Origin of the sequence: Gracilibacillus alcaliphilus (genome assembly GCF_016909015.1) — a bacterium.
Classification (GTDB): Bacteria; Bacillota; Bacilli; order Bacillales; family Amphibacillaceae; genus Gracilibacillus; species Gracilibacillus alcaliphilus.
In genome coordinates this window covers 21,050-45,950 of record NZ_JAFBFA010000020.1, presented here as the reverse complement: position 1 = coordinate 45,950, position 24,901 = coordinate 21,050, and the positions used below count along the sequence as shown (strand labels likewise).

General features: G+C 39.1%; 26 protein-coding genes. 5 read left to right on the top strand and 21 right to left on the bottom strand.

Translation table 11 applies throughout. The features are described from left to right. Positions 1-101 precede the first annotated feature (101 nt). Positions 102-1,565, top strand: a complete 1,464-nt coding sequence (locus tag JOD18_RS14455) for a S8 family serine peptidase (RefSeq protein WP_204669829.1) — start codon at positions 102-104, stop codon at positions 1,563-1,565. 38 nt (positions 1,566-1,603) lie between these two features. After that, the gene (locus JOD18_RS14450) at positions 1,604-2,089 is read left to right on the top strand and encodes an HIT family protein (RefSeq protein ID WP_204669827.1); all 486 of its coding nucleotides are present in this window, start codon (positions 1,604-1,606) and stop codon (positions 2,087-2,089) included. A gap of 81 nt (positions 2,090-2,170) precedes the next feature. Here the strand turns inward: JOD18_RS14450 and JOD18_RS14445 are convergent, their stop codons facing one another. The 3 genes from JOD18_RS14445 to JOD18_RS14435 are packed head-to-tail and all read right to left on the bottom strand — an operon-like array spanning position 2,171 to position 4,273. Further along, positions 2,171-2,938, bottom strand: coding sequence for a TIGR01458 family HAD-type hydrolase (locus JOD18_RS14445; RefSeq protein ID WP_204669825.1), 768 nt, complete (start codon positions 2,936-2,938; stop codon positions 2,171-2,173). 12 nt (positions 2,939-2,950) lie between these two features. Further along, the gene (locus tag JOD18_RS14440) at positions 2,951-3,778 is read right to left on the bottom strand and encodes a GNAT family N-acetyltransferase (protein WP_204669823.1); all 828 of its coding nucleotides are present in this window, start codon (positions 3,776-3,778) and stop codon (positions 2,951-2,953) included. Between the two features lie 18 nt (positions 3,779-3,796). After that, positions 3,797-4,273: an NUDIX domain-containing protein gene (locus tag JOD18_RS14435; RefSeq protein ID WP_204669821.1), complete on the bottom strand. Its 477-nt coding sequence runs from the start codon at positions 4,271-4,273 to the stop codon at positions 3,797-3,799. Positions 4,274-4,392: 119 nt separating this feature from the next. On the opposite strand from JOD18_RS14435, the gene JOD18_RS14430 reads away from it, so the two are divergent. After that, the gene (locus JOD18_RS14430; protein ID WP_204669819.1) at positions 4,393-4,845 is read left to right on the top strand and encodes a DinB family protein; all 453 of its coding nucleotides are present in this window, start codon (positions 4,393-4,395) and stop codon (positions 4,843-4,845) included. 49 nt (positions 4,846-4,894) lie between these two features. Here the strand turns inward: JOD18_RS14430 and JOD18_RS14425 are convergent, their stop codons facing one another. The 14 genes from JOD18_RS14425 to JOD18_RS14365 form a co-directional block, all read right to left on the bottom strand. Then, positions 4,895-5,644 carry a methyltransferase domain-containing protein gene (locus JOD18_RS14425; protein WP_204669817.1) on the bottom strand — a complete coding sequence of 250 codons (750 nt, stop codon included), beginning with the start codon at positions 5,642-5,644 and terminating at the stop codon, positions 4,895-4,897. Positions 5,645-5,715: 71 nt separating this feature from the next. Further along, complete coding sequence (locus JOD18_RS14420; protein WP_204669815.1) at positions 5,716-6,735, bottom strand: hypothetical protein; 1,020 nt, start codon at positions 6,733-6,735, stop codon at positions 5,716-5,718. Positions 6,736-7,052: 317 nt separating this feature from the next. Then, positions 7,053-8,333 carry a TRAP transporter large permease subunit gene (locus JOD18_RS14415; protein WP_204669814.1) on the bottom strand — a complete coding sequence of 427 codons (1,281 nt, stop codon included), beginning with the start codon at positions 8,331-8,333 and terminating at the stop codon, positions 7,053-7,055. A 4-nt stretch (positions 8,334-8,337) separates the two neighbouring features. Beyond that, entirely contained in the window at positions 8,338-8,835 is a 498-nt protein-coding gene (locus JOD18_RS14410) for a TRAP transporter small permease (protein WP_204669811.1), read from the bottom strand. 33 nt (positions 8,836-8,868) lie between these two features. After that, positions 8,869-9,861, bottom strand: coding sequence for a TRAP transporter substrate-binding protein (locus JOD18_RS14405; protein ID WP_204669810.1), 993 nt, complete (start codon positions 9,859-9,861; stop codon positions 8,869-8,871). 527 nt (positions 9,862-10,388) lie between these two features. Beyond that, a complete protein-coding gene (locus JOD18_RS14400) occupies positions 10,389-11,162 on the bottom strand; it encodes a class I SAM-dependent methyltransferase (protein ID WP_204669808.1) in 774 nt (257 codons plus the stop codon). A gap of 19 nt (positions 11,163-11,181) precedes the next feature. Then, a complete protein-coding gene (locus tag JOD18_RS14395; protein ID WP_204669806.1) occupies positions 11,182-11,931 on the bottom strand; it encodes a class I SAM-dependent methyltransferase in 750 nt (249 codons plus the stop codon). 147 nt (positions 11,932-12,078) lie between these two features. Further along, positions 12,079-12,516, bottom strand: coding sequence for a hypothetical protein (locus JOD18_RS14390; protein ID WP_204669804.1), 438 nt, complete (start codon positions 12,514-12,516; stop codon positions 12,079-12,081). 364 nt (positions 12,517-12,880) lie between these two features. Continuing rightward, positions 12,881-13,807 carry a ribokinase gene (rbsK, locus tag JOD18_RS14385; protein WP_204669802.1) on the bottom strand — a complete coding sequence of 309 codons (927 nt, stop codon included), beginning with the start codon at positions 13,805-13,807 and terminating at the stop codon, positions 12,881-12,883. A gap of 25 nt (positions 13,808-13,832) precedes the next feature. Beyond that, on the bottom strand, positions 13,833-15,575 hold the full coding sequence (locus JOD18_RS14380) for an ADP-ribosylglycohydrolase family protein (protein WP_275583021.1): 1,743 nt from the start codon (positions 15,573-15,575) through the stop codon (positions 13,833-13,835). Further along, a complete protein-coding gene (locus JOD18_RS24630; RefSeq protein ID WP_275583020.1) occupies positions 15,541-15,999 on the bottom strand; it encodes an ADP-ribosylglycohydrolase family protein in 459 nt (152 codons plus the stop codon). Before JOD18_RS24630 ends, JOD18_RS14380 begins: the two co-directional genes overlap by 35 nt. A gap of 25 nt (positions 16,000-16,024) precedes the next feature. After that, positions 16,025-16,891, bottom strand: coding sequence for a carbohydrate ABC transporter permease (locus tag JOD18_RS14375; protein ID WP_204669800.1), 867 nt, complete (start codon positions 16,889-16,891; stop codon positions 16,025-16,027). 17 nt (positions 16,892-16,908) lie between these two features. Beyond that, the gene (locus JOD18_RS14370) at positions 16,909-17,772 is read right to left on the bottom strand and encodes a carbohydrate ABC transporter permease (protein WP_204669871.1); all 864 of its coding nucleotides are present in this window, start codon (positions 17,770-17,772) and stop codon (positions 16,909-16,911) included. Positions 17,773-17,811: 39 nt separating this feature from the next. Beyond that, positions 17,812-19,080 carry an ABC transporter substrate-binding protein gene (locus tag JOD18_RS14365; protein ID WP_204669798.1) on the bottom strand — a complete coding sequence of 423 codons (1,269 nt, stop codon included), beginning with the start codon at positions 19,078-19,080 and terminating at the stop codon, positions 17,812-17,814. A 375-nt stretch (positions 19,081-19,455) separates the two neighbouring features. Between JOD18_RS14365 and JOD18_RS14360 the strand changes: the two genes are divergently transcribed. Beyond that, positions 19,456-20,445: a LacI family DNA-binding transcriptional regulator gene (locus JOD18_RS14360; RefSeq protein ID WP_204669796.1), complete on the top strand. Its 990-nt coding sequence runs from the start codon at positions 19,456-19,458 to the stop codon at positions 20,443-20,445. A gap of 207 nt (positions 20,446-20,652) precedes the next feature. Here JOD18_RS14360 and JOD18_RS14355 read toward each other — a convergent pair whose 3' ends face one another. Then, positions 20,653-21,333, bottom strand: a complete 681-nt coding sequence (locus tag JOD18_RS14355) for a DNA alkylation repair protein (protein ID WP_204669795.1) — start codon at positions 21,331-21,333, stop codon at positions 20,653-20,655. Between the two features lie 203 nt (positions 21,334-21,536). Next, positions 21,537-22,424 carry an AraC family transcriptional regulator gene (locus JOD18_RS14350; RefSeq protein ID WP_204669793.1) on the bottom strand — a complete coding sequence of 296 codons (888 nt, stop codon included), beginning with the start codon at positions 22,422-22,424 and terminating at the stop codon, positions 21,537-21,539. Positions 22,425-22,651: 227 nt separating this feature from the next. Between JOD18_RS14350 and JOD18_RS14345 the strand changes: the two genes are divergently transcribed. Continuing rightward, a complete protein-coding gene (locus JOD18_RS14345) occupies positions 22,652-23,479 on the top strand; it encodes a phytanoyl-CoA dioxygenase family protein (RefSeq protein ID WP_204669791.1) in 828 nt (275 codons plus the stop codon). 51 nt (positions 23,480-23,530) lie between these two features. Here JOD18_RS14345 and JOD18_RS14340 read toward each other — a convergent pair whose 3' ends face one another. Further along, on the bottom strand, positions 23,531-24,364 hold the full coding sequence (locus JOD18_RS14340; protein WP_204669789.1) for a sugar phosphate isomerase/epimerase family protein: 834 nt from the start codon (positions 24,362-24,364) through the stop codon (positions 23,531-23,533). A 59-nt stretch (positions 24,365-24,423) separates the two neighbouring features. Beyond that, the gene (locus JOD18_RS14335; RefSeq protein ID WP_204669787.1) at positions 24,424-24,900 is read right to left on the bottom strand and encodes a hypothetical protein; all 477 of its coding nucleotides are present in this window, start codon (positions 24,898-24,900) and stop codon (positions 24,424-24,426) included. Position 24,901 lies beyond the last annotated feature (1 nt).

Below are 24,901 nucleotides of genomic sequence, written 5' to 3'. Positions count from 1 at the left end.
TATGGATGTATATTTCTAAAAAATGGCATAGAAAGCTCCTGATTTGAATTTCGAAAACGCTTTTATTATACTGATATAATATGCAAGGAGGAGGAATGCTGATGATGAATAATGCTGACATATCAATAGAGGATTGGTTAAAGGAGATAGAAAAAGACATAGAACCCACTTGGAAAAGGCTTGGATTTCCAGCTCCCCCGGCGACTAAGACATCTTATAACGAAATAGGCATTATTATAATAGATGATATTGCTTACCATCCAGCTATTCACCATCTAACACAGCAAGTGAAGCAAGTTAAAGTAAACCAACATTTAGAAGTGAGTTGTCTCGATATCATGCCGGCTGATTCCAAAGAAGCTTCAGCGAAAACGGAACATGGCCTTATGGTGCTGCAGTTACTCGCACATCAGCCCATCACCGTGAACAGCCACTATCACGTCGGACTCATCCCTTCCGCTCAGTTTATCTTTCTCTCAGAATTCGAACCACAGAAAATCAAAGTTGCTTTACAATGGATTTTACAATACAAACAAGAATGGAATATTAGGATATTATTAAATCTTATGGTGCCGAACACAGCAGAAATCGGGACCATCAAACCTACTTCACAAGATCCGTTTGTCCAAGCGTTAAGCCCTGCTGCAGCATCTGATTTATTAGTAGTTGCAGCAAATGGCAATTCCAAAGCACATAATAACCTTCATCCCGCCGATTTCTTTACGATTGGTGGTTATGATGATAAAGGAACCGTTCAGGGCGCTGATCAACCTTACCCTGCTATGCCTGCGGGCTTAAATGGTGATGGCCATTTTCGTCCTGACATCTTGGCACCATGCACCTATTTACCAGTACCTTATCTGGAACAAAAATCATCTGAACGTATGTTATCATATTTCGGAGGGACATGTGGCGCAGCAACGATTGTAGCAGGGGCTTGTGCCAATTTATTCTCTCAATACCCTGATCTTACAAAAGAACAGCTGCAAGCTATGTTCATACATGCTGCTGACAGACTGGATGACGGTGGTACATTTCTCCCCAAACTAAATATGGCCAACGTTTTACAACAACTGTTAAATAATCATCGACACATGCCTATGCATAAACATAATGATATAGATGATCCAGCAATCCAGCGAGCAGCCAGCCTCACCTATTTGATTGAGGACGGTAAAGTTAGCCGAGCAGATTTATGGGGCTATTTAAAGGATGATTCGCCGATTGTCAGAAAAGTGGTGATCGCCTCTGGATTAGCTTCTCCGCAAACAGCAGAAGAAAGAGCCTTGTATTGGGAATATGCCAAACGTGATCCGATCGAAACCGGTGAAAAGCTTTTGTGGCTTTATCAACTGCTTAAAGAGGCGGATAAACATGAATTAGATCAGTGGATCGACTTACTAACATTACATGAGCTGGAGATTACTTTATGTGTAAAATTATATTTAGAAACCAATTATGAAACAGCACCGGAGATAGTCTATTTACCAGATCCCAGTCTGGTGCCAAAGGCCATCAAGCCTGTATTGGCATGGTACCAAGAACATAGTGAGAGAAAGGGATAGTGCGGCTTTAATATAACGAATACGAAGGGGGACTATTTATGCCAAAGGTGACATTAGCTAACGGAAAGACAGTCGAAGTAGAGTGCTTAAGCTGTGCATTGACAAGCGGACTAATTACTCCTGATGGGGGCGTAGTAATCGAAACAGACTATTTTCATGCCCATCAGGATGTAGCTTATCCAATAAAAGGACTGATTATTTTAGCCTCCAAACGGCATATCAAATGTTTTGATGAATTGACGGACGAAGAACAAGCAGATTATATTACTCTTTTAGTCAAAATCAGAAAGGCACAGCGAAAAATATTAGGTATTGAATATGTCTATTATTTTTATAATGAAGATACAACACACCATTTCCACACTTGGATGGTTCCCCGTTACGAATGGATGTACGAATTCGGGCGGTCGGTTGAATCGCTTAGACCTGTGCTTCTTTACTCCCGAAATCATTTGAACAATGACGCCAATATGCAGGAAGTCAGGTCTGCTATTAAGAAATTAGCAGAGGAATTGAACCGCTGAATCAGCTCTTTGTGTAAAGGGTATCTTTCATTCGGAGTAACCATCTTTTACTAGGCAAAGCACTTCTTACAGATTCTCAGGTTAGCTATTTTTTAAAAGCGATGGCAGCTGTCTAATGGAATCGATAATCTTATCTGGTTTTACCGCTGATTGTGTCAATGCAGCAGTCGTATATTTTCCTGTTTTGACAAGGATACCTTCCGCTCCGATCGTATCTGCTCCCACGATATCAGTCGTAAGGTCATCACCTATTATTGCTGCTTCTTCAGCAGACACTGCTAATTCATCGAATGCTAAAGCAAAGTAGTCTTTGCTAGGTTTGCCTAATACATAGGCTGTTTTATTGGAAGCATATTCTAACAATTGCACAAACGCACCAGTATCCAAATTATAGCCATTCTCCCTAATGAAATATTTCCCTTTTTGCAGAGCAATAATCTCTGCACCAGACATAATATGTTGGAATGCCTTGTTCAAACACTCATAATCCACATGATCGCGAAAATCGCCTACCACTACATAGTCTGCTGCCTGATCTTTCACCGTATACGGCGCAAACAAGGTTTGCAATTCAGCTGTCACCAGAAAATAACCACTTTTTCTTTTTTGTTGTTCTAGAAACTTCATAGCAGCAGTCACTGGCGTAAAGATCTCTGTTTCTGCGATATCAAAGCCCATCTGATCTAGCTTTACTTTCATACCTTTTGGCGTTTTTGAGTCTGTATTTGTCAGAAATCTGATGGGTATACCCAACCTTTTCAAATCAGCTATTGCCTCTATCGCTCCGTCTATCGGCTTGTTCTTCACATACAATGTGCCCTCTAAATCGATTAAAAGTGCCTTAAACATCTCATGACCACCTCATTTTACAAATGAATATTCGTATACTTTGTAGTTAAAAAGACGTTGAAAACCGCTTTTTTCCGCAACAGCGATTGACGGGCTATTGACTTCCATTACATCCCAATACATAATAATTCCTTTTGCTAGTGCCTCCTGCACATAGCTGTATGTCAGTCTTTGGGCCAGTTTTCTCCCTTGGTGCTGCTCGTCTGTTTCAATACCGATTAAATGTTTGTTCTGATAACTAAATCCTGTGTAAATAACCGCAGCAATTTCCGCTTCTTTCATCGCCATATAGACAATCCCTCCCTTGGCAAAACAATCAGCTGGGCTCTCCCAGAATTCCTGAAGGGGATGGAGAAGCAACTCTTTATTTTTAAAATTGGACTGATCTATATCTGAGGTAACTTTTACAATCGAGTAATCCTCGCTAATCTCAGGAACTGTCTGCTGGTCGAAATTCTCCTCGGGTAGTTTATATACCCTTTGACCGCTAGAAATAAGTGTTTCCTTTTCAAAGATTTCGGTAATCGTTTGATCCCATTCTGGTGTATGGCCTGATCCTTCAAAATCCCCCAAGCCTAACTTGATTGCCTCAGGTGCGATGACCTCATCCATATAGGTCTTGATCTCTCGGTTAAAGAGCAGATTATCTGCCTCTCCAATAAAGATAAATCCATCCATATTCCCTAACCAAATCATCCCGCTCCTTGGAGATTGCTTGTTATCGACAAATATCCTGCCAGGATTATTCCCATAAATAACGGCAGGTACCTCGAGATGACTCTCTGACACGACCATCTCCGTACATTTATAAAAATCACTTTTTTCCAGTTCGATTATCATAAACCGCACCTCTTTTCATTAAGGTTGTTGGAAGAATACTTCACTAGCAGCTTGTTTTGTAAAAATAAAATCCGGATATGGCAAAGCAAGTGCTGGTTTGCTTTCTTCTGGATAAAAACGTAATTGGACTGATTCATCATCGTTTAGGGACAACTCTCCACTAATAATAGTGCAGGCAAAAACAAATATATTATATTCTACTTGATCACCATTAGGATAGGTAAAGCGAAAATCCTCCCCGCCAAATACCCCTAGCAAATGATCTGGCCTAATCGTTAAAGCGGTTTCTTCGTAAACTTCACGGATAACGGCTTGCGCAGGCGTTTCTCCAGGTTCAATAGCACCTGCAGGTAAACTCCAAAAATCGGAGCCTTTAGGATACTGAAACAGGATGTGATCGTCTTGATTTCTGATAATAGCAGCGACACTAGGCATAAGTATTAAATCGGAGCCGAGTTTGTTGCGAATATTTTTATAATAATTAGAAATAGCCATCTGTTCCTCCCTGATACTAGAATTATATTTATTTTACCATATAATTCCGAGTTTAATGGGTGCTTTCTTCCTTTTTTGTGATAGAATAGGGAGTATAAACTTAATTAATGGAGGAATTTATGGCAGCCAAAAAAGAAATCCGTATCCTTAAAACAATGGCAGATGAAGTGGAGGCTTTGAAGCAAGTAGAGGAAGAGCAATTATGCGAACCAATTCAAGCCGATAAGTGGTCTATTCGGGAGATTGTTGCACATCTTTATTATTGGGACAAGTTTAATCTAGAAAATATGGTGCCATTTATGCAAGACGAGGCTAAGTTGCAAGCGTTCCCTGACCATGATACACATAACAGGGAAGGCTTAGAGAAGGTAAAGGATGTATCGGTTTATGAAATCATTGACCAGTTTTTGGTTACCAGGCTGCAATTATGCACTGCCCTTGAAGAAGTAGATAGTAAAAATCGCTTCACTATCGGCTCTGGCAAACGAAAATTTGGGGCAGACAGCTTTATCCGTATCTTTCAAAAACATGATAAACACCATTTGGAACAGATCCAGAAAAAGTTGGGTTAATAAAGAAGCAGCCTCCATACCAGAAAAATCTGATCTGGAGGCTGCTATTTCACTTTTTGGCAATAATAAGCGACCTTTTCGAGTTTGTCATAATCCCCTTGTTTGTAATGTTTTTTTCGACAAAGGATTGCAGTGTCTCCACATCTTGCTTCGTTTGACCAAAATCAGGAATTATCGGTGTATGAGTTAGCAAAAACAGCAAATCTTCTAATCTCTGATAATACTCTATTGCATCATACTCATAAGAAATAACCTCAGAAAACCCTGCGCTTTCCAGCTCCTTCTTAAACTTCTCTTTTGCTGTTCCATCCGGTTGATCAAAAGCTTGCCCCCGGCCAAAAGCCTCTTTGATATTTAACTTATCCGCTTCACTGACTTGCTGAGTCAGAAAATAACCGCCATGAGCCAGCACCCTAAATACTTCTTTGGCTGAGAAAGGTGCATGTCTGGAAGAAATAATATTAAAAAAGCTGTCAGGAAATTGTAATTGATCAGAAGACATTTGCAAAAATCTTAAATTTGCAGCAGCTGCATTGCTCAAATTCAGATTAGCTCGCTTGATCATCTCCTTGGATAAATCAATCCCAATTAACAGAAGAAAAGAGGAGGAACACTCGATTAACCGCTCTCCTCCGCCAGTACCAATATCTAAAAGGATATCATTCACTTTCGCTCGTTTCCTGACTTCATCATAAAAATTCCAGCTAACACCTTCTGAAATAGCAGATAGGTTAGAAAAATCCCAGCCGTTTATTTCTCCCATCTTATTATAAAAGCTTTCATAATCCGTTTCTTTCACACCGCTAACCACCTTTTTTTGAACTTATCGACCCTCTATCCAGAACAACCTATCCGGAAACTGAATAATCGCTATCGCTGAAACGCAATTTCTCCTTCCATATCCACTGCATTCAGCAAAGGAAATTCTGTGCCTTCAATCATTAACGTTGGGTAATAATCCGGATTTGTATATAACGCTTCCCTCTCTTCTTCTGTTTGCGCCTTTGCTTTCTCACCATCAGGTAAAAGAGGCAGACCACCTAAAAACTCATATTTCACTGTTACTACTCCGTCTTTTGGCAGATATACTGCTTCCTCTAGGATATCTACATCAATTAAGGCCTTTAAATCAGCTCTATCTAGATTGGGATAATGCTCCTCTAGAATTTTACCGAAATAATCTGCCTTTACACCATCGATTTGAACATTTAGATGAGAGAATTCTTCGATGGCCTCTTCTACTTCTTTATCTTCGTCTAATAAGATGTGAAATGTAATGGTACCTGTCAGCAGAAATCTCTCATCCTCCGCTAACTTCACACTTTGCTCCTGATCTGTCATAGAAGGAAAATTTAATTGTCTCTCATAATACTGATTATGATCCGAGTAAGCAGTTACAATAGGATAACCGATTAAATAATCCCCTACTTGTTCAAATCCCTCAGTATCTAAATAAAATTTCCGCCAATCGTTCGCATATGCGTCTAAAACTTTCGTAGGAGAAGAATTATCATTACGATACCATCTGTCTATCCTTATAATCGGAAGGATTGGGGCATATTCTGTATTGTATTCCTCGTTCTTATACTGGAGCATGGCCTGCCCTTTCAGGAAATCATCATCTTCCTCAGAATAGATATATCCTCCCTGATAAGCAAGTGCGTTGACTCTTCCAAACGTTTCTTCAACAAAATCATAGTGCTCTGCTGGCGGAATATAGCCTCCCTGATCGTGCTGTTCTTGATAAATGGCTTCATATACTTCCTCTAAGCTTGCTAAGGGCTGGTCTTGCTGCTCTACTTGCTCATTATCTGTTATGAAAAATACGCTAATGATTCCAATCAAAATGAGACTGCCGCTTACCAGCAGGATTACTCTTTTTTTATTCATACTCGACTCCCTTCGCCCGAGACTAACTCTATCTTAGTGTATCCCGTCATATTTTATCTTCTTCTAACACCGTTTGTTTTCGATAAATAAACCGTTCTCCTGCTGTTACATATGAAACTTCTGATCTGGGTAATGACTTGACTTGAAGATGTTGAGGTTTTCAAGAAGATTAAGTAGGAATTGACGGATACCCCAGTTCCATTTTATTTTAACAAATATCATTACAAAAATATAATCTTCGCATTTTCCTCGGTATTAACCATCTACACAAACAAGCACCCATGAATGGAACATCCATGAGTGCAAATAATAGTAGGCTACTGCCCCAGTAACTGCGGTAAAAACAGAGTAAGGCTTGGAATATAAGCAATCATTAACAAGGCGATGATCATCACTGTGTAGAATGGTATCATTCCCTTGGTCGCTTTTTCTATTGATATCTTCCCAATGGCGGAACCGACAAATAAGATCGAACCAACAGGCGGTGTCACTAACCCAATTCCTAATGCCAACATTAAGACGATTCCAAAGTGAACAGGATCCATACCTATGTCTATTGCCACAGGCAACAGAATTGGCGTTACAATTAGAATAAGTGGTGCCATGTCCATAATCATCCCTAATAACAACAAGATAATAAGAATCATCAACAAGGTAATGGCCGGACTTGGTGAAAAGTTAATCAATCCATTCGATACCATAGAAGGTACTTCTAACAATGCTAATAACCAGCCAAATCCTGAAGAAGCGCCAATTAAAAACAGCACCATCGCTAATGTTTTAAACGTTCTTTGTAAAATGACACCCATACGTGATATTTTTATATCTCGATAGACAAAGAAGGTGATAATAAACGCATACAGTGCAGCAATTGCTGCTGATTCCGTCGCTGTAAATATACCAGTTAGAATACCGCCGATAATAATTACTACGGTAAACATACCTAAAAGTCCTTCTCGAACAATTTTAGGTATTTCTTCCTTTTTAATCACTTCTCCTCTTGGATAATTCTTCTTCACGGCAATCACATAAGCTAGGATCATAATGACCAGTCCAAGCAATAAACCTGGAATAAGTCCACCCATAAACAGCCCGCCAATCGATACACCGCCCGCAGCCATGGAATAAATAATCATATTATGACTAGGCGGAATCAGCACACCTTGAACAGAACTAGAGATAGTAACTGCTACGGAGTAATCTTTATCATATTTCTGTTTTTTCATCATTGGTATTAATACAGATCCAAGTGAAGATGTATCTGCCAGTGCTGATCCAGAGATACCGCCGAAGAAAGTACTTGCCAGTACGTTTACCAGAGCCAGTCCGCCCCGGATTTTACCAATAATCACATTTGCCAGCGCAATCAGTCTTCTTGAAATACCGCCCTCATTCATAATTTCACCTGCAAGAATAAAGAATGGGATCGCAAGTAGCGAAAAGGAATTTAAACCAGACGCCATTCTCTGTATAATCGCCGCTGGGCTAATTCCCATATACAATCCTGTCCCAATTGAAACAACAGCAAGCGAGAGCGCTATTGGAACCCTGAATAACAATAGTAATAAAAAACCGCCCATTAAAAGTAATATTTCCACAATCTCACCCCTCACTTGCATCGTCATAATCTTGATGCAGACCTTTTACAAATAACAATTCAATCCCATTGATTGTAATAAAGATTCCAGCCACAGGTATCGCAGCATATAAAAAGCTGGAAGAGATACCTAAGCCGGCCATTGTTGAATAACTCATTAAAATCATAAACTCTGTACCGAAGTAAATTAAAATAGCTCCAAAGACAATAATTAGTACTTTGGCTATATAATCAACCAATGTCTGGGCCTTTTCGCTAAATTTATTTACAATCAGTCCTACAGCAATATGAAGCTTCTCTTTAAATCCATAAGCTATCCCCAGAAAACTTACCCATACAAATAACAGACGTGCTAACTCTTCTGTCCATGCCGGTGAATAACTAAAAAATGTACGTGTGAATATCTGATACAGTATAACTAAAACCATAAAGACAAGTAATGTTAAAGATAAAACTAACAACAACTTGTCTAACAGGTGTTTTGCCCTTTTTAACGCTTCCATTCTATCCCTCCTCATCATGATTCACTTATCTGATTAATCTCCTGAAAATTTCTCAATCCATTCACTGAACTCATCACCATATTTATCATAAACAGGCTGGACAGCTTCTCTCCATTCCTCTATGTCTTCAATCTCTACAAGCTCACTTCCCGCTTCTACCACTGTTTCTCTTGATAGTTCGGTTAACTCGTCCCATGCTTCGCGCTGAACCTCAATTGATTCCATTGCAGCTTCTTTAAAGGCTATTCGATCTTCCTCACTTAATGCCTCCCAGAGATTTTCTGACGCTAATAATACTTCTGGTGCCCCTTGGAATCCATTAACTGTAAAATACGATGCTACATTATAGTGGCTGGAAGTGTAATAGCTCGGAAAATTATTCTCTGCACCATCAATTACGCCATTTTGCAGAGAAGAATATACTTCGCCATAATCCATTGGTGTAGCAGACGCCCCCAGTGATTCTACTATATCAATAGCTAATTCAGAGGACTGCACACGAATCTTTAAACCTCGCATATCTTCCGGGGTTTCAATCGGGCGAATCGTATTATAGAAACTTCTTTCACCTGAATCATAAAAAGCTAATCCTACTAATCTGCTGCCTGCAAATGTATCAAGCAGATCATCGCCTTCTTCTCCAGTCAGCTTCTCCCATTTTGTCTCTTCATCCTCAAATAGAAACGGCATCGCAAGTACACCGATTTCATCGTTAAATTCAGTCAATGGTGTCGTATTTACCCTGGCAACATCGATTGCCCCAAGCTGCATCAGTTCCACGACACTTTTCTCATCACCTAATTGGCCGCCGTGATATACCTTTATTTCATATCTGCCATCGGTCTTTTCCTCTACCAGTCTTGCAAACTCCCTTGCTCCGATGGTAGTCGGGTAATCAGATGGCTGATTTTCTGCTAAAATCAGTGTAGTTTTGCCATCTGAACCAACGGCATACTCACTACACCCGGCTAGCATGATCATTGCAATAAACATCAATCCCCATAATGATAACGCTCTCTTTTTCATGATAATCCTCCTCCTAAAACGCTTACTTATAAGCGAAACTTGCGCCAGTAGGATGTTATTCCTTACTGAGACTCTAGATATAATCATGTATTCTTCCCTATTTGATAAGTATAATAAGGCTTTCAACATAGATCACTGCTTCATCTATTTTTTTATCTCTTATTTATTTTGGATAGACTATGAAGACAGCGATTAAACGTTTCCAACGCATATTAACAACGTTGTTATTTTTTATAATATATGATTATTTGTTAAAGTGCAAGAATATTTTATATGTTTTCACGATAGAATCAACCTCGTACTATCTCTATTTTTTATAAAATTGCTCTATGTAAGGTAAGATCTTGTATTACTGAATCCAAAATATTTCTTATAGATTATAAAACACTTCGCCATATAAACAAAAGGAGTATAGTATTCAGAACCTACACTCCACTGAGAAAAAGACATATTTTTCAAAAATAATCAGTCTGTTAATGTTTCATTACAAAGATATGCGGAACTTGCCGCAACAAAATTTTCTATCCCTACTTAACCGCCCGCCAGATCGTCCAACGATCTTTTTCTATCACGTTGTCTTCAGGAACCTTTTTGTCAATATGGCCAACAAGCTGTTTTAGTTCCTTATCATCGATTTCATGCAAAATACTCCGGCCTGTTCTGGATTGTAAATCATCTAATAACTGTTGTTTAGAAGGATATGTTTTTCTTACTTCCCACAGTTTTGCTTCTGTTATACGCTTAAAGCCTGCTTGCTTCAAGTACTTTCTTACGGTCTCACTTTTGTGACGCCTGCTTATCTCCTTCTCTGCAAGTGTAGGAAAAAGAGAGAAAAAATAGCCGCGAATATGGGTTGGCGTTCCTTCCAGCAGGCAGTCTTCCGGTGTTCTATCTTGGATAAGGAAGGTACCATCTGTTTTTAACAACCGGTAAGCCTCGGCAAAGGTGGGTTCTAAATCTTTGATATGATGAATCAATGCTCTCTCCAGTACTAGATCATATTGATGACTATGTAACCCTGTATCTTCAGCTTCACCCTGTACAAAGTGGATTTGGGGGAATTCCTTGCAATGATCCTTCGCTCCAGCTAATATAGCTTCTGAGTAATCAACAGCTGTGACTTCTGTTGCTCCTAATCTCACCAGACCTTTGCTGTATATGCCTCCACCACAGCCGATATCTGCTGCTTTATCTATTGGTTTGAATGGAATTTGATCACGTACAAAGTTCACCCATGTCTGATCGGCTTCTCTTGCCGTATAGCTGTTACGATTAGCTTTATGATGAAAGTTGCTTCCCATTATCCAAGCTCCCTTATCGTTATATTTTTTTAGCAACTATTGTAAATTCCCATGGAAAGTTTTCATTATTCCAACCGCGATGTTCATCCAATCGATTCAATTGAAAACCGGATTGAATCACGGTATTTATTATTTGACTAAGTGTGTGTGAAGTGACAGCTACTTCTGGAAAATCACTCTGCTCCTGATCAGGGAAATATGATTTATAAGCCACATCACCACTGGTTAACTGCTGATCAAAATACTGTGGCACAAAGGTAAGGTCAGGGCCTATACATCTTTTTACAGGATGAAAATCACTAAGAATCATAGTTCCGTTATTTTTCAATAAAGAAAACAAGATATAGATAAAACTTTCGAGATCATTGAAATAATGCAGGATTCCACCTTCTAAATAAAGCATATCAAAATAGTTAGAATAGATTCCTAGATTAATATCTTGAATATCTCCCACTATATAGTGAATAGACGTATTAGCACAATCAGCTAATTCCAACGCATACCGTTTATTCTCCTCTGATATATCAAAAACAGTCACATCAGCTCCTAATAACGCTAATGGTACTGCCCTTCTGCCATTTGAACCACACAGGTTTGCAATTCGTTTATGTTCGATATTTTTAAAGTAAGTTTGGTGTTTTTTTAAACTTTGTTTTGGATTAGCCATAATTTTCTTGGCTTTTTCACTAGGCATGCCGTCTTTCATACACCAAAACTCATATGCTCGATACTCCCATGCTTTCTTATTGATACGACTTTGTTCATTCATGAAAGTGCCTCCCTGTCATTACAAAAAAATAGAGAAAATAAAAGCTAGGCTAGTTGCAGCAATCTCTTTTAAAAAATAAGCTTCCTTTCTGCCAATCTGAATCAGCCTTTCAAATCTGGCAATCTTAAAAGCTGCACAAGCCAGCACCTATAGGCAAGCAGCATTCAATTTCCGAAAGCGTTTACTAAATTCTTTTCGAATTGTTTTATAATCTTCTGTTTGGATATGGTTCTCGTCGGCGTCAATTACTTCCATCAGCAGAATTTTATCTTCATGTTTGGTTCCTTTTTTAGCGTAATTGACTAAATATAAGGTTGCCTTTAAATCATTGGCTACTTGAAAAAGGCTTAAAAACTTCCGTTTATTTTTATGCCAGTATCGATTCGGATGACTTGTATAGGGGTTAACCTTCTGGCTTTCTTCACACAATAAATATTCAAAGATAATATATTTTCCCGTTTTTGCATTTCGCTGAATCCTGTCAAAATTGATTGCTGCCGTTACATCACCAGCTAGCATTTCTTGCGCAAATTCAAACCCGCTAGAATCGTCTTTTCCTAATGATTTACTGCCAGCCACATCCATCTCCCCCTCCTATTATTTATTGAAACAAAGGCAGCCTATAGCCCAAAAGAAGATCCATTTCATACCCTAATTATACCAAAAGTAAGATTGACACGAAACATAATCCATTCATGTGAGAAACAATGAACTCTCGAATCAAGTGACTCACAGTTAATCAAGTGGGGCAAGTGAAGGCTGGCCATGATTTAAAATTTGCCGAAAAGAAAAAGAAGCAGACCTATATATGGATCTGCTTCTCCTGCTTTTGACAAACAAACTTCATCTCTGCACTTATCAGAGACAGTCAAAACTCAAACTTAACTGCTCTCACCTTCACATGCTCAGCAGCTTTTCCTGAAAATACACCTAAACGATGAGTATACATTCAAGTGACCAATTCTCCTTTTTCTGCTAGAAAAGCTGCTACTTCTGCTGCTGACGGCATCGCCTTCTGCGCGCCATTGATTGATACAGCTAGTGCTGCTGCGGCTGAGGCATATTTTAAACAAGACAGAATATCCTGTTTTAGCAGATACCTTACAACAAATGAGCCGATAAAGGTGTCTCCAGCACCGGTAGTATCTACTGTTTCAATTGGATAGGCAGGACATTCCACTACCTCCATTTTATCATTCATATAAAGGGAACCTTGCAAACCAAGCGTCAAAATAACTTCTTTAGCACCTTGAAGGATAATTTCTTTGGCGGCTGCTTTTGCTTCGTCTATATGGCGAATTGGTATGCTGGTTAAAGATGTTGCTTCATGTTCATTCAAAATCAATAAATCGATCTGTTTTAATGTTTCAGGTGAAAGCTGAACAGCTGGAGCAGGGTTAAACACGACCTTAATCCCTTTATCTTTAGCCTGATCTAAAACACACGCATTAGTCTCCCATGGTATTTCATTCTGCAATAATACGGCCTCATAGGCTTCCCAATCGATCTCATCTAGATCACTTGGCAACAATTCATTATTGGCACCAGGGCTTAAGATAATATTATTTTCACCAGCTTTATTCACTGTAATTAATGCTAATCCTGTATTCACCGCTTTTTTCAGCATACCATCCAGGTCTATCGCTTCCTCACGAAGGATACGGTACAGTTCATTACCAAAAAAGTCATTCCCTAAAGCACCAACAAAATGAACTTCCGCTCCCGACCTTTTGGCAGCTATCGATTGATTAGCACCTTTTCCACCTGAGTAAAAAGATGTCTGCTGGCCAAATATGGTTTCACCTGGCTTGGGGTAATGCGAAACCCGGGTGACAATATCCATATTCGCACTGCCTACCACAATGATCGAGGGCATGCTCTCCACTCCCCTTGTCTTCAATTTAACGATGGGCTATCCCTGACACAGAGTAGCTCTTATAATAAGTTCTGCTACCTTTAATATTACCAAATCCAATTTGTCCCTGCATATATGGAGATTGGTCATCGGTAAACGTGATATATTTCGTTCCATCTAAACTAACCGTAATGGTATTCTGATCTGCCTGAATATTCACCGTATAAGATTGATCTAATTTCCAATCAACCTCCGCTTCTGCCAACACTTGATAGCCATGATCATTCTTCAGCAATACCAGCTTATTACCTTCCTCTAAGCCAACGGCATAAGAACGAATAGCGCCTTGCACGCGGAACAGTACACGGTGATGGTAACCCACTTTCGGCAGGATAACAGCATTAACCTCATAATTATCCCATTCTGGAGCACCTGTATAACACTCAGCTGCCTCACCAGACATACTGCCACTTAAATATCCATCTTCCAGAACCCAATGTCCTCTCAAATAGGTGAACTGATTAATTTCCTGGTGAATTGGATTCCACTCTTCCAATGAAGAGTTGCTGAAATCAATTTGATAGTTTGGCTGTCCTTGAAAATCCATGCTGTCTAAATAATAGACTAAACCGCCATGGGCTGTTGCTAATGGCGTTATTTCTACACCTACTTCTTCAATACAGGCATCTGCTAAATAAGGAACCGTATAGGAAATGTTTGCCCAATCAGTATCTGTTATCGTTTGCCAATCACCATAATGATAGACTTGATTGTTACTATCTAAGGCATATAAACGAATCTTGATATCTGTCTGATTTCCTGCCGACTGAGCAAAAGAAACATCCACCGTTTGACCTGGATAGAACTTAGGAGAAAAGGCAGGATCATAACGATTGTCATTGAAATCAGCAGGGCGATAGTATGTCTTCTGATACAATCGATAACTATTACCGCCTGTGACGCGGTCAATGGACATTTTTAATGACCTTTGTCCATTCAAGGCTTGCTCTTCACTATTCTCAATAAATATCTGTGCCTCATCTTCCTGATCATCAACCTCTGTTAAAAAGGCATGAGTGGAACCAGGATATTCAAAATGGAAAACGGGAGCTTCCCCTGTCAGTATTTTTTGAAAATAGTCGCTTCTTTCTGTTTGTGCCACCTTATAACCAATTGCTGCTGTATAAGTAGCAGAGGCCGGTATATCTGTTATATTAGCTGCGCCAATTACACTGGAAGTACATAGAAAATCATTAATTGGTTTTCTCCAGCTGTCTTCTATACCATCAAGCCCCTTGTAAACACCCATAATGGTACCTACATTCCCTACATTACAGTCTGTATCCCAGCCACACATATTACATATATTAATCGTCTTAGAGAAATCTCCTTCACCATACAACAAAGATAGAACCATAACAGCACTATTAGGAATGATATGACAAACACCTGGATAACGATCATATCCGAAATTATCTTTCACAAATTGAAAGCAATCGCGCCAATTATCAGGATGTGCCTGATGAAAATCCATTACGGCTTTGGTCACCCTTACATATTCACTATCAGCAGGAATTACTCGCAGACCTGCTGCGATAATCTCATCCATGCTTGATGCGCTAAATGCAGCTGCTATACAAGCAGCGATAAACTGTCCGCCATAAATACCTTCGCGGTCATGAGAAACACTAGCCGCCTTCTCGGCAAATTCAGCTGCCAATTCCGGGTTATTAGGGGCAATTAATCCCCAAACATCAATAAATATTTGCCCCCCCAATTTGCTCGGCAACCTGTGCTCCATTCTGTTCAATAGAACCCGATCTTGGTGCAGCTATTCCATTTTTCAAATTAGAATATGCTGTATGCTCACTGGAAATGCCATATCCGCCCCACCAGAAAAAACCATGTTGATCTGGCACATAGTTTAACCATGTTAAACCAACATCTTCTGCCGTCAGTTCTCTGTCTGCAGCATAATCTTCCATAGCCTTCAAGAAAAAGAGCGGCCCATTCAAGTCATCATCAGCGGCAAAATTCTTAAATTCATGTAAATACCCCGTCACTTCACCAAAAGCATGTTGGATCTGCTCATAAGTCCAACCCTCAATATTAGCTCCATGTCGAACACCAATTACTTTTGCCAGCCAGCCGGCATATACCTTCTCCACATAATCGTTTGGAATTCCTGCGTGATTCAACTGTGTATGTTGCATCTACATCTACTCCTTTTATATACTATTATTCTTTCATTCCACTCATCATCACGCCTTCGATAAAATATCGCTGCGCAAAAATATAGATAAAGAGAATCGGCAGTAACACAATAAATGATCCCGCCATTAAATAATTCCATTGGGTTGTATATGTCCCTTGGAAAGTAGCCAACCCTAACGACAGTGTCTTTAACAATTCATCGTTAATATAAATTAATGGCGCCAGAAAATCGTTCCATTGCGTCATAAACGTAAAGATTGCTAATGTTGTTAATGCCGGAAGAGATATCGGCAAAATAATACTTACAAATATCCTCGGATAACTCGCACCGTCTATCCTTGCCGCCTCTTCTAGTTCTTTTGGAATTCCCAAGAAGAATTGCCGCAATAAAAACAAACCAAATGCACTAAATAATGGCGGTATAATCAATGCCCAATGCGTATTCAGCCAGCCTAATTCCCTTAGAATCTTAAAAGTTGGAATCATTGTTACGTGGTAAGGGATCATCATTGTAGCAAGAATAATGATAAATAGCACATTCCTACCAGGAAACTTCAGTCTGGCAAAAGCATATGCCCCCATCGCACTGACAATGACATGCCCAATCACAACTAGTACAGACACCTTTAACGAATTCCACGCATACACTCCCCATGGTGCACTTTGAAACATATAAAGATAGTTTTCCCACATCACCGGATTAGGAATCCATGTTGGCGGAAACGTATACATATCATTAGTAGTTTTCAAAGAACTTGATAACATCCATAGAAAAGGCAGAATCATCGTGATAGCACCTGCTATCAGCATCACATGAACACAGAAGCGAATAATCCTATTCTTTGTTTTCGTGTCGATTCTGCCCGCCTGTGCTTCATTTTTTACACTCATACTAGCCTCACTCCCTCCTATACCACATCTTTACGATTGGTAATCTTCATTTGAATAAAGGTAATGATAAAAATGATAATAAATAAGATATAAGCCATCGCTGAGGCGTAACCTTGTTTGAAGAATAGGAACGCATTTTGATAAATGTAGAATACAATGACAGAAGTGGAGTCAGCAGGACCTCCATTCGTCATAATGTATACCTGATCAAACACTTGAAACGAGTTAATAATAGACATTATCACCACAAATAAGGTCGTATGTCTTAAAAGTGGTATAGTAATGTGAAATAAACGCTGAAAACCATTGGCACCATCTATCTTTGCCGCTTCATATAAGGATACGGAAATATTCTGTAATCCGGCTAAATAAATTACCATATTAAAGCCTAAGCCTTTCCAGATACTCATAATAATAATCGACAATAATGCCCACTCTTCGCTAGCAAGCCAAGGCGGTTCATATAATCCCATCTTTGCCAGCATACCATTGATCAGACCATAATCTGTGTTGTACAGCCATTTCCAAACTGTCGCAACCGCCACCATTGAGGTGATTACTGGGATAAAAAAGGCTGTTCGATAGGCATTGACAAATCTAATTTTCTGATTTAGCAAGACAGCAACCAATAATGCCAGTATGGCACCTAGAGGTACTGTCCCTGCTACATAAATTAGTGTCACCTTCAACGAATTCAGAAACTCTTCATCTGCCATTAATGTTGTATAATTCTCTAGCCCGATAAAGCTGGATGGATTAATCCCATCGGATTCAGTCAGACTTAAGTAAAGGGAGGCAATCAAAGGATAAAACATGAATACAGCAAATCCTATTAAAATGGGGGTAATAAAGACATACCCCCAAAAAGCTTCCCTCCCCATCAATTTACGGATGGACTCCACAAAGCCACCTCCTATAGACTACTGATTAATAATTTCATTCAATTTTGAATGAAGCTGTTCTTGTGTTGTTTGCGGGTCTTCTTTACCTAACAGCATTTTTTCAACTTCTTGTTTAAACATTTCATCTATTTCTGAAGTGAATGGTGATGTATAACCATCCATCACAACAGAATCTGCACTATCAACAAAAGCAGCTACATTTTCAGGGAATCCTGAATCCAAAATCACTTGGTTGGCTTCTTCATCTTCACTTGCCGGCAGGGCCATATTACTTTCGGCTACTTTCATCATTCCTTCATGACCGACGAAGTATTTTAATACTTCCCACGCTTCTTCCGGATGTTCTGTTTGATTAGATATACCCCAGTTCAAAATTCCTGCTCCTACCGTTTGATTTGCTGCAACTGGCATTTTTACGACATCCCATTCAAAAGGAAGTGCTTCTTCCTTAAATGGCGGCAAGAGCCACATTCCAGCACTAATCATGGCTACCTGCTGGTTTCGGAATTGTGCGTCCGCTCCCTGTCCTGTCGCTTCTAATTGAGCTGGATTCGGTGATAATTTATTTTGTACGATGTCATTAATAAACTCTAATGCCTCTAATGTACCTGCTGAATCTAATCCGCTTGCTCTTTGGTCATTAAATAATTCTCCGCCATTACGGAATACCCATCCTAGTGTAGGATTATAGCCATTTTCATGTAAATAGCCGTATTGATTTTTTCCAGCGTCTGTTAACTGTTCAGCTATTTGATAGAATTCTTCTTGTGTCCAATCATCTGTCGGATAATCAACACCTGTCTGATCAAATAGTTCCTTATTATAATAAACAACAAATGGAGATACCTCTTGCGGAAGTGCATATAATTGATCTTCATAAATATTGCCATTGATTAAACCGTCATAGAAAAGATCGAGTGAAAAGGATTCATCAGATTCTATCAGATCATCCAATGGTAATAATGCATTACGACTCGCTAATGCTGGTACCCATTCATTTAGATAAAGGATATCTGGGGCATTTCCCCCTGAAATCAGTGTCAGTGTCTTTTCATAACGTCTGTCACCTAAATCTACCCATTCAATCTTAATGTCCGGATTCTCCTCCATAAAGGCGTCTGCCGTTGCCTTTCTAATTGCTTGTTCAGCATTACTTCCACTAATCGCCATTTGGATAGTAACTTGTCCATCACCATCTGAATCTGAGCCTTCTGAAGAATCTGAATTACTGCAACCTGCTATAAGGACAGCTAATACTAATAATAGAAAGATAGATAACTTTTTCATCCTATAACCCCCTTGGTTATTATGGTTTCTCATCTCAATTGCGTTACACACCTGTTCCCTCTTGATCGAAGCTATTTATCTAGATAAGTTTTCCTCACCTCCAAGTGTAACCCTTTACATAATTTTCATTTCCAAGTGAAAAGGCTTACACTTAGAATATTAATTGTATTTTACATAAATTTTTCATTCTTGTAAATATAAAAGTGTAAATATTTCATAAAAACATGAAAATTACATATAATTTCATAAAATTCATATTTAACTGGAAAAATATGATTAATCTCAATTTACATAACATGATAAAAGTGATATGGTAGTAAAAGATAAATATGTTACCGATTACAGGTGCTAAAATTTTTACGGAGGCATGGACATATGGCAACAATCAAAGATGTAGCAAAATTAGCTGGAACATCGACGGCAACTATATCACGGTTCATTAATAAGAGCGGCTATGTAAACGAAGCAACACAGAAAAGAATAGAATTGGCGATCAAAGAGCTCAACTACAAACCTAATCATTATGCTCGTTCCCTATCAAACAATAAAACTGGCTTATTAGCATTAATCATCCCTGACATTAGAAATCCTTTTTTTGCAGAATTATCAAGGGTGATTGAACATCAAGCACGTAAAGAGAATTACAATATTATCAACTGTAATTCCGATAACGATATTCTAAAAATAAGAAAAACCTTTATCGATCTGGAACAGCATGTAGACGGTATCATGGTTGTTGGGGCTGTTACCAGTTATCATGTAAAGGAATTATCCAAAAGCAAGATTCCATTCATTATACTGGATGCATATGGTGAAGGGGGGGTATCTTCTGTCAGTACAGATAATCGATACGGCGGTAAACTGGCCACCTTACACTTAATTGAACAAGGGTACAACAGAGTTGCGCATATACGAGGACCTTCCGAAGCATCTACGGCCATCGATCGCTATAATGGTTACTTAGACGCCTTAAAAGAAAAAGACATAACGTATGATCCGGTGCTGATACAGTTTGGTGACTTTCAAATTGAGAGCGGCTATGAAGCAATGATTAGATTTCTAGCACTATCACATCCGCCTGATGGTATATTTATTGCAAATGATTTAATGGCAATTGGAGCACTGGAAGCAGTCCGTCAGCATAACTTAAAGATTCCCGATGATATTGGAATTGTCGGCTATGATAATATTCCCCTAACCAAAGTCATTGCTCCTAAATTAACTACTATACAGCAACCCATTAAACAAATTGGCAAAAAAGCGGTTGAGAATATGCTATTGAACATAAAGAATTCGAACGAAGAAATCAAAAATGAACTTTTACCACCTGAAATTATTATTAGACATACCAGTCAAAGATTGTAAACAGGATATGTTGCCTTTATAGGAAGGTTCAAGCAAACAAAGGTATAACTGCTTACATTTTTAAGAAAGTTATACCTTTGTTACATGTATACACTTACACATGACGATTAAAAACCGTCTCCTTTTCGCTAAATGGAAAAGAGAGACGGCTTTTTTACTTTTATGCGATTATATTAAGAAGTTGATAAAACTATTTTCCACACTGATTCAGCTCTTCTGTTTAATCACCTTCAATGCCTCTGTCCGGCTAAACTTCGGTAACGGCGTTCTGTCAACAAAATCAAGCACAGACTGCGGATTGATTTTGGAATATTCCCTTAGCGCCCAGCCAATTGCCTTGTTGATAAAAAATTCGTCTGATCCAAGACACTGGGTTATATAGTCATATAAATGTGCTTCATCTGTATCTGTTTTGTATTTTAATTGAAATATAATAGCACTTCGCTGCAGCCAGATATTATCTGATTGTATCCATCGCTCCGTTATTACCCATTTATTTTCTGGGTATTGCAGAAAGTAATTCCCCGCATGTTTACTGGCAATCCAATCGACAGTATCCCACCATGATTTATTAGTGATCAGATCCTCTATTAATTCGATATCATCTTCCTTGAACTGTTTGCTTTTTCGATCGATTAATTCCAATGCTATACTTTGATAATCTCTTTCTGGAAGTGCCCAAAGTTCGTAAATTATCGTTTTAAAAGATTCCTCAGACGGGAGGCCATGCTCTTTTATCAAAAACCTTACCAATTGTTTTCTTTGCGGGGCTCTGATCCCCAAAAAATCGTATTGGTTACGCATATATTGTTTCATCTTGATCGCTTCCTGTTTATTCTCATATGGAGTTAATAATCCTTGAATAATCTGTATGTATTCATTCTTCATTGGTCAACCTCTCTTTATGTTGAATTTGCGTCAATAAGGCAGTCTGTCTGTATCAAGTTCAAAAACTCACAACCATCATCAATACTGATTATGTTATTATGACATTCTTCTCTTATATAGTCTACATTGATAGTTTAAGATTTTTTCTTTTCTGATGACCTCTTCTCCTGTTGAACGAACCATAATGATCTTATCCATCACTCTTACAGCTCAATACTTTGCAGCTTATATTCTGTCGGCGTTAATCCAGTCACAAACTTGAAATTACGGCAAAAATAATGGACGCTGGTATACCCTAATTGATAGGCCACTTCATCAACTGTTTCTGTTTCAATTAACAATCGCTTTGCTTTGCTGATTCGTTCTAAAATCAGGTAGTGCTTAGGTGTATGGCCTGTTGCTTTCTTAAATATAGACGCAAAATAAGTAGGATGATAGCCACACAGACTTGCTAATTCATCCATTGTCCAGTTTTTTTGTGGTTGTTTGCGTATCATTTCTAATGCGGGAGCGATTTTTCTTCGATCTGCTGAAGTATATTTTCCTTGTATTTGATGCCGTAAGATAATGGTCAGTAATTGAGTCAGCAGCCCTTTAAGCACCACCATATAACCCTGTTCTTCAAAACGATACTCCCTGACAATTTTCATAAATAACTCCTCAACATGCAACGTAAAGCGGGATGGCATACATACCTTTCCATACCCATCCATATAAAGCTGGAAATCTGGTATATTACCGGACAATTCCTGTTTTGTACACGGTTTGATCGCATTCATCGGATGAACTGGAACTGGTGATACATCATTCCATTCAAAATGAATACTTGCAAAGGTAAACGGCTCTCTTTCATCTGCAATCAGCTGATGGGGACAGTTTGGTCCATAAAACACACAATCTTCTGCTTCCAGCTGATATGTATTCGATCCAAGTATCAGCTTTGCCTTGCCAGACCGGACATAGATAAGCTGATTATCTGGAATCGTCCTTGGCCCCCAGGCTTGCCCCAAAGCTGCCGTCATACTATTAGCGAAGTTTACTTTTAAATGTAATTGAGATAGCTTGCCAACATCGTGCACCTGTGTTTGCATCCCACTCCCCCCCCAACCAAAAAATAACCTGTGAAAAGTGCAATTTTTTTTAAGAAACTTCTAAAGACTTAGCTGCCTTAGGTTGATATGATCAAATTACCGATAAGGTGAAACAAAATAAGCATAGATTGATCTAACCAAGTCAAGAGGGCCCTGTCTGTTTTACAACATAACTAACTTTATAAAAGTTTCACCTTCATTCCGGTAAATTTTGAAAGGGTGATCATATGTTAAGTAAAGAACAGGTAACAGAATTTAATGAAAAAGGTTTTATGAAAGGCGATATTATTCTTTCCGATGCAGAAGTGGAACTGCTTCGCAACGAGCTTGATCTTGTTATGAATGGAAAATCTGTGAATAAACCCGTCCTCAATCGTAATTTGAATGATAGCGGCATGGGTATGGAAATGACGAAAAAGGATACGGTTGTTCAAATAGTGAACCTGTGGATGGCAAGCGACACTTACTTTAAACATGCGTGTAACCCAACTATGTGTGAAGATATTGCCCAGTTATGTCAAACGGACACACTAAGAATCTGGCATGATCAAGTGCAATATAAGCCGCCAGTTATCGGTGGCTCAGGTAATTGGCATCAGGATCATCCAGCATGGCCAATTATACAGCCGGCTGATCTAATTAGTGCATGGGTTGCGCTGGATGATGCCACCATTGAAAACGGGTGTATGTGGATGGTCCCTGGCAGTCATAAATGGGGTGACCAACAGCAATACTTGAGTGATACACCAGACTATAAACCTAGTCACAGCCGTCCTGAGCTACTGCCGGAAGATGCCAGCACAGAACCGGTGCCTTTTGAAATTAAAAAAGGACAGGTAGGTTACCATCATTGCTTAACATGGCATGGCAGCGGACCTAATCGCTCGGAAAGAAAACGCCGAGCCATTGCAGTTCACTATATGCCGGGACATGTATATTATGCCCCAAGCGGTGGTCATCCGATGGAAGCACATGTTACAGTGAAGCCTGGTGAGATACTTACTGGAGAGGATTTCCCCGTTGTATACACCAGCAACTCTATTCAGACTACTTAATATTTGAAGGATAGCACCGATTCCGATGTGCGAATTGGTGCTATCCTCTCCTTATTCTATATTGATTACTGATGAATCAAACTTCAGCACACGATCCCGAATATCAGAGAAATTCTCTTGATGAACATATTCAATAATAAACGGCACTCCTTCAGTATATTGATGATAGAGTTCCAGAAAGCGCCGCCAATTGATATCACCATCACCAATGGCACGGCCATACGTATCATTCACTTTACGATCTTTACCATGGAAATAAGCAATATGTGGAGCTAAATAACGAAACATGTCTTCTTCCGAATTAGCAGCAATTAAATTGGCAGGATCCAACAAAACAGATAATCGCTCTGATCCCACTTGATCAATTAAATCAACTGTCCTTTTTGCACTTGGTATAATATCCAGGACACAAGGTTCAAGTGCCAGTGATAGATTATATTTTTCGGCTTTTTGTGTTAACCAAATGATATTATCTTTAAATCTTTGAAAAGCTGTCTCATAAGTATCTGCATTCACGCCGCGCTGCCCTGGAATAAAGCCGCACTCTGTAGATACATATGGAACACCGTTTACAGAAGCTATTTCCATCAACCGCTCGAAGTAAGCCAGATTTTTTTCTAATTCTTGTTCTTGCGGCTCTAATAAGTTGGTGAACACACCAATAGAAGTTACCGCAATACCATGCGCACGATACGTTTCTATAATAGCCTGACTCTTTTCATTTGTCAGATCTGATAAATCAGAACGCCCATTATACACCCAATAGTTAGAATCTGTTTGTGAGAAGCACAGCTCCGTACATGTGAAACCATTCTCGGCTAATAATTGAGCAGTTTCCAGATTGGTTAACTTTGGAAAACTTCTTGAAACGACGCCGATATTCATTTTTCAAAATCCTTTCTGTTCGTATATTTCGATTCTAAATTCTTCACAAAATGGTTGAGTTAGAACGTCTCTTTCTGCCTCGAATCCTCTGTGCGATCCTTCCAATAATTAAACCTTCCTGCGATAAGACAGAATATCATTACAAGCAAGGCCAGCATTTCTATGATTACAAAATTGCCATTTATCGATTCAAGCGGAAACAATCCTGATACGATAGGTGCTAATTGGCAAAAAAGCAGCAGAACAATTTGAATAATCGAGAAGGTAAAAAATCTGTTGGCTAACTGCTTGTATGTTACAGCTTTGGCATAATAGTTTTGACTAGAGTAAACTACTGCCAGCCAAATCATCCCCAATATCAAAAAGCTAAAATTTTCAATGGCTGATAATGACCAGCGGCTGACCGAACCGGCTATCACCAACAACATCACTGTTTCTTTCATATTCAGCCATACGATAAAACCAAGGACACTGGTTACAACCGTAAGTAAATAAGAAATTAAAACAAGTAGTTTCCTCCCTTTGTCTGTTTCCATG

Bases quoted from the DNA above. Each gene is read 5' to 3' on its own strand.
- JOD18_RS14455 (WP_204669829.1), top strand. From the start codon at position 102: ATGATGAATAATGCTGACATATCAATAGAGGATTGGTTAAAGGAGATA.
- JOD18_RS14450 (WP_204669827.1), top strand. From the start codon at position 1,604: ATGCCAAAGGTGACATTAGCTAACGGAAAGACAGTCGAAGTAGAGTGC.
- JOD18_RS14445 (WP_204669825.1), bottom strand. From the start codon at position 2,938: ATGTTTAAGGCACTTTTAATCGATTTAGAGGGCACATTGTATGTGAAG.
- JOD18_RS14440 (WP_204669823.1), bottom strand. From the start codon at position 3,778: ATGATAATCGAACTGGAAAAAAGTGATTTTTATAAATGTACGGAGATG.
- JOD18_RS14435 (WP_204669821.1), bottom strand. From the start codon at position 4,273: ATGGCTATTTCTAATTATTATAAAAATATTCGCAACAAACTCGGCTCC.
- JOD18_RS14430 (WP_204669819.1), top strand. From the start codon at position 4,393: ATGGCAGCCAAAAAAGAAATCCGTATCCTTAAAACAATGGCAGATGAA.
- JOD18_RS14420 (WP_204669815.1), bottom strand. From the start codon at position 6,735: ATGAATAAAAAAAGAGTAATCCTGCTGGTAAGCGGCAGTCTCATTTTG.
- JOD18_RS14410 (WP_204669811.1), bottom strand. From the start codon at position 8,835: ATGGAAGCGTTAAAAAGGGCAAAACACCTGTTAGACAAGTTGTTGTTA.
- JOD18_RS14405 (WP_204669810.1), bottom strand. From the start codon at position 9,861: ATGAAAAAGAGAGCGTTATCATTATGGGGATTGATGTTTATTGCAATG.
- JOD18_RS14400 (WP_204669808.1), bottom strand. From the start codon at position 11,162: ATGGGAAGCAACTTTCATCATAAAGCTAATCGTAACAGCTATACGGCA.
- JOD18_RS14395 (WP_204669806.1), bottom strand. From the start codon at position 11,931: ATGAATGAACAAAGTCGTATCAATAAGAAAGCATGGGAGTATCGAGCA.
- JOD18_RS14390 (WP_204669804.1), bottom strand. From the start codon at position 12,516: ATGGATGTGGCTGGCAGTAAATCATTAGGAAAAGACGATTCTAGCGGG.
- rbsK (WP_204669802.1), bottom strand. From the start codon at position 13,807: ATGCCCTCGATCATTGTGGTAGGCAGTGCGAATATGGATATTGTCACC.
- JOD18_RS24630 (WP_275583020.1), bottom strand. From the start codon at position 15,999: ATGCAACATACACAGTTGAATCACGCAGGAATTCCAAACGATTATGTG.
- JOD18_RS14375 (WP_204669800.1), bottom strand. From the start codon at position 16,891: ATGAGTGTAAAAAATGAAGCACAGGCGGGCAGAATCGACACGAAAACA.
- JOD18_RS14370 (WP_204669871.1), bottom strand. From the start codon at position 17,772: ATGGGGAGGGAAGCTTTTTGGGGGTATGTCTTTATTACCCCCATTTTA.
- JOD18_RS14365 (WP_204669798.1), bottom strand. From the start codon at position 19,080: ATGAAAAAGTTATCTATCTTTCTATTATTAGTATTAGCTGTCCTTATA.
- JOD18_RS14360 (WP_204669796.1), top strand. From the start codon at position 19,456: ATGGCAACAATCAAAGATGTAGCAAAATTAGCTGGAACATCGACGGCA.
- JOD18_RS14355 (WP_204669795.1), bottom strand. From the start codon at position 21,333: ATGAAGAATGAATACATACAGATTATTCAAGGATTATTAACTCCATAT.
- JOD18_RS14350 (WP_204669793.1), bottom strand. From the start codon at position 22,424: ATGCAAACACAGGTGCACGATGTTGGCAAGCTATCTCAATTACATTTA.
- JOD18_RS14345 (WP_204669791.1), top strand. From the start codon at position 22,652: ATGTTAAGTAAAGAACAGGTAACAGAATTTAATGAAAAAGGTTTTATG.
- JOD18_RS14340 (WP_204669789.1), bottom strand. From the start codon at position 24,364: ATGAATATCGGCGTCGTTTCAAGAAGTTTTCCAAAGTTAACCAATCTG.
- JOD18_RS14335 (WP_204669787.1), bottom strand. From the start codon at position 24,900: ATGGAAACAGACAAAGGGAGGAAACTACTTGTTTTAATTTCTTATTTA.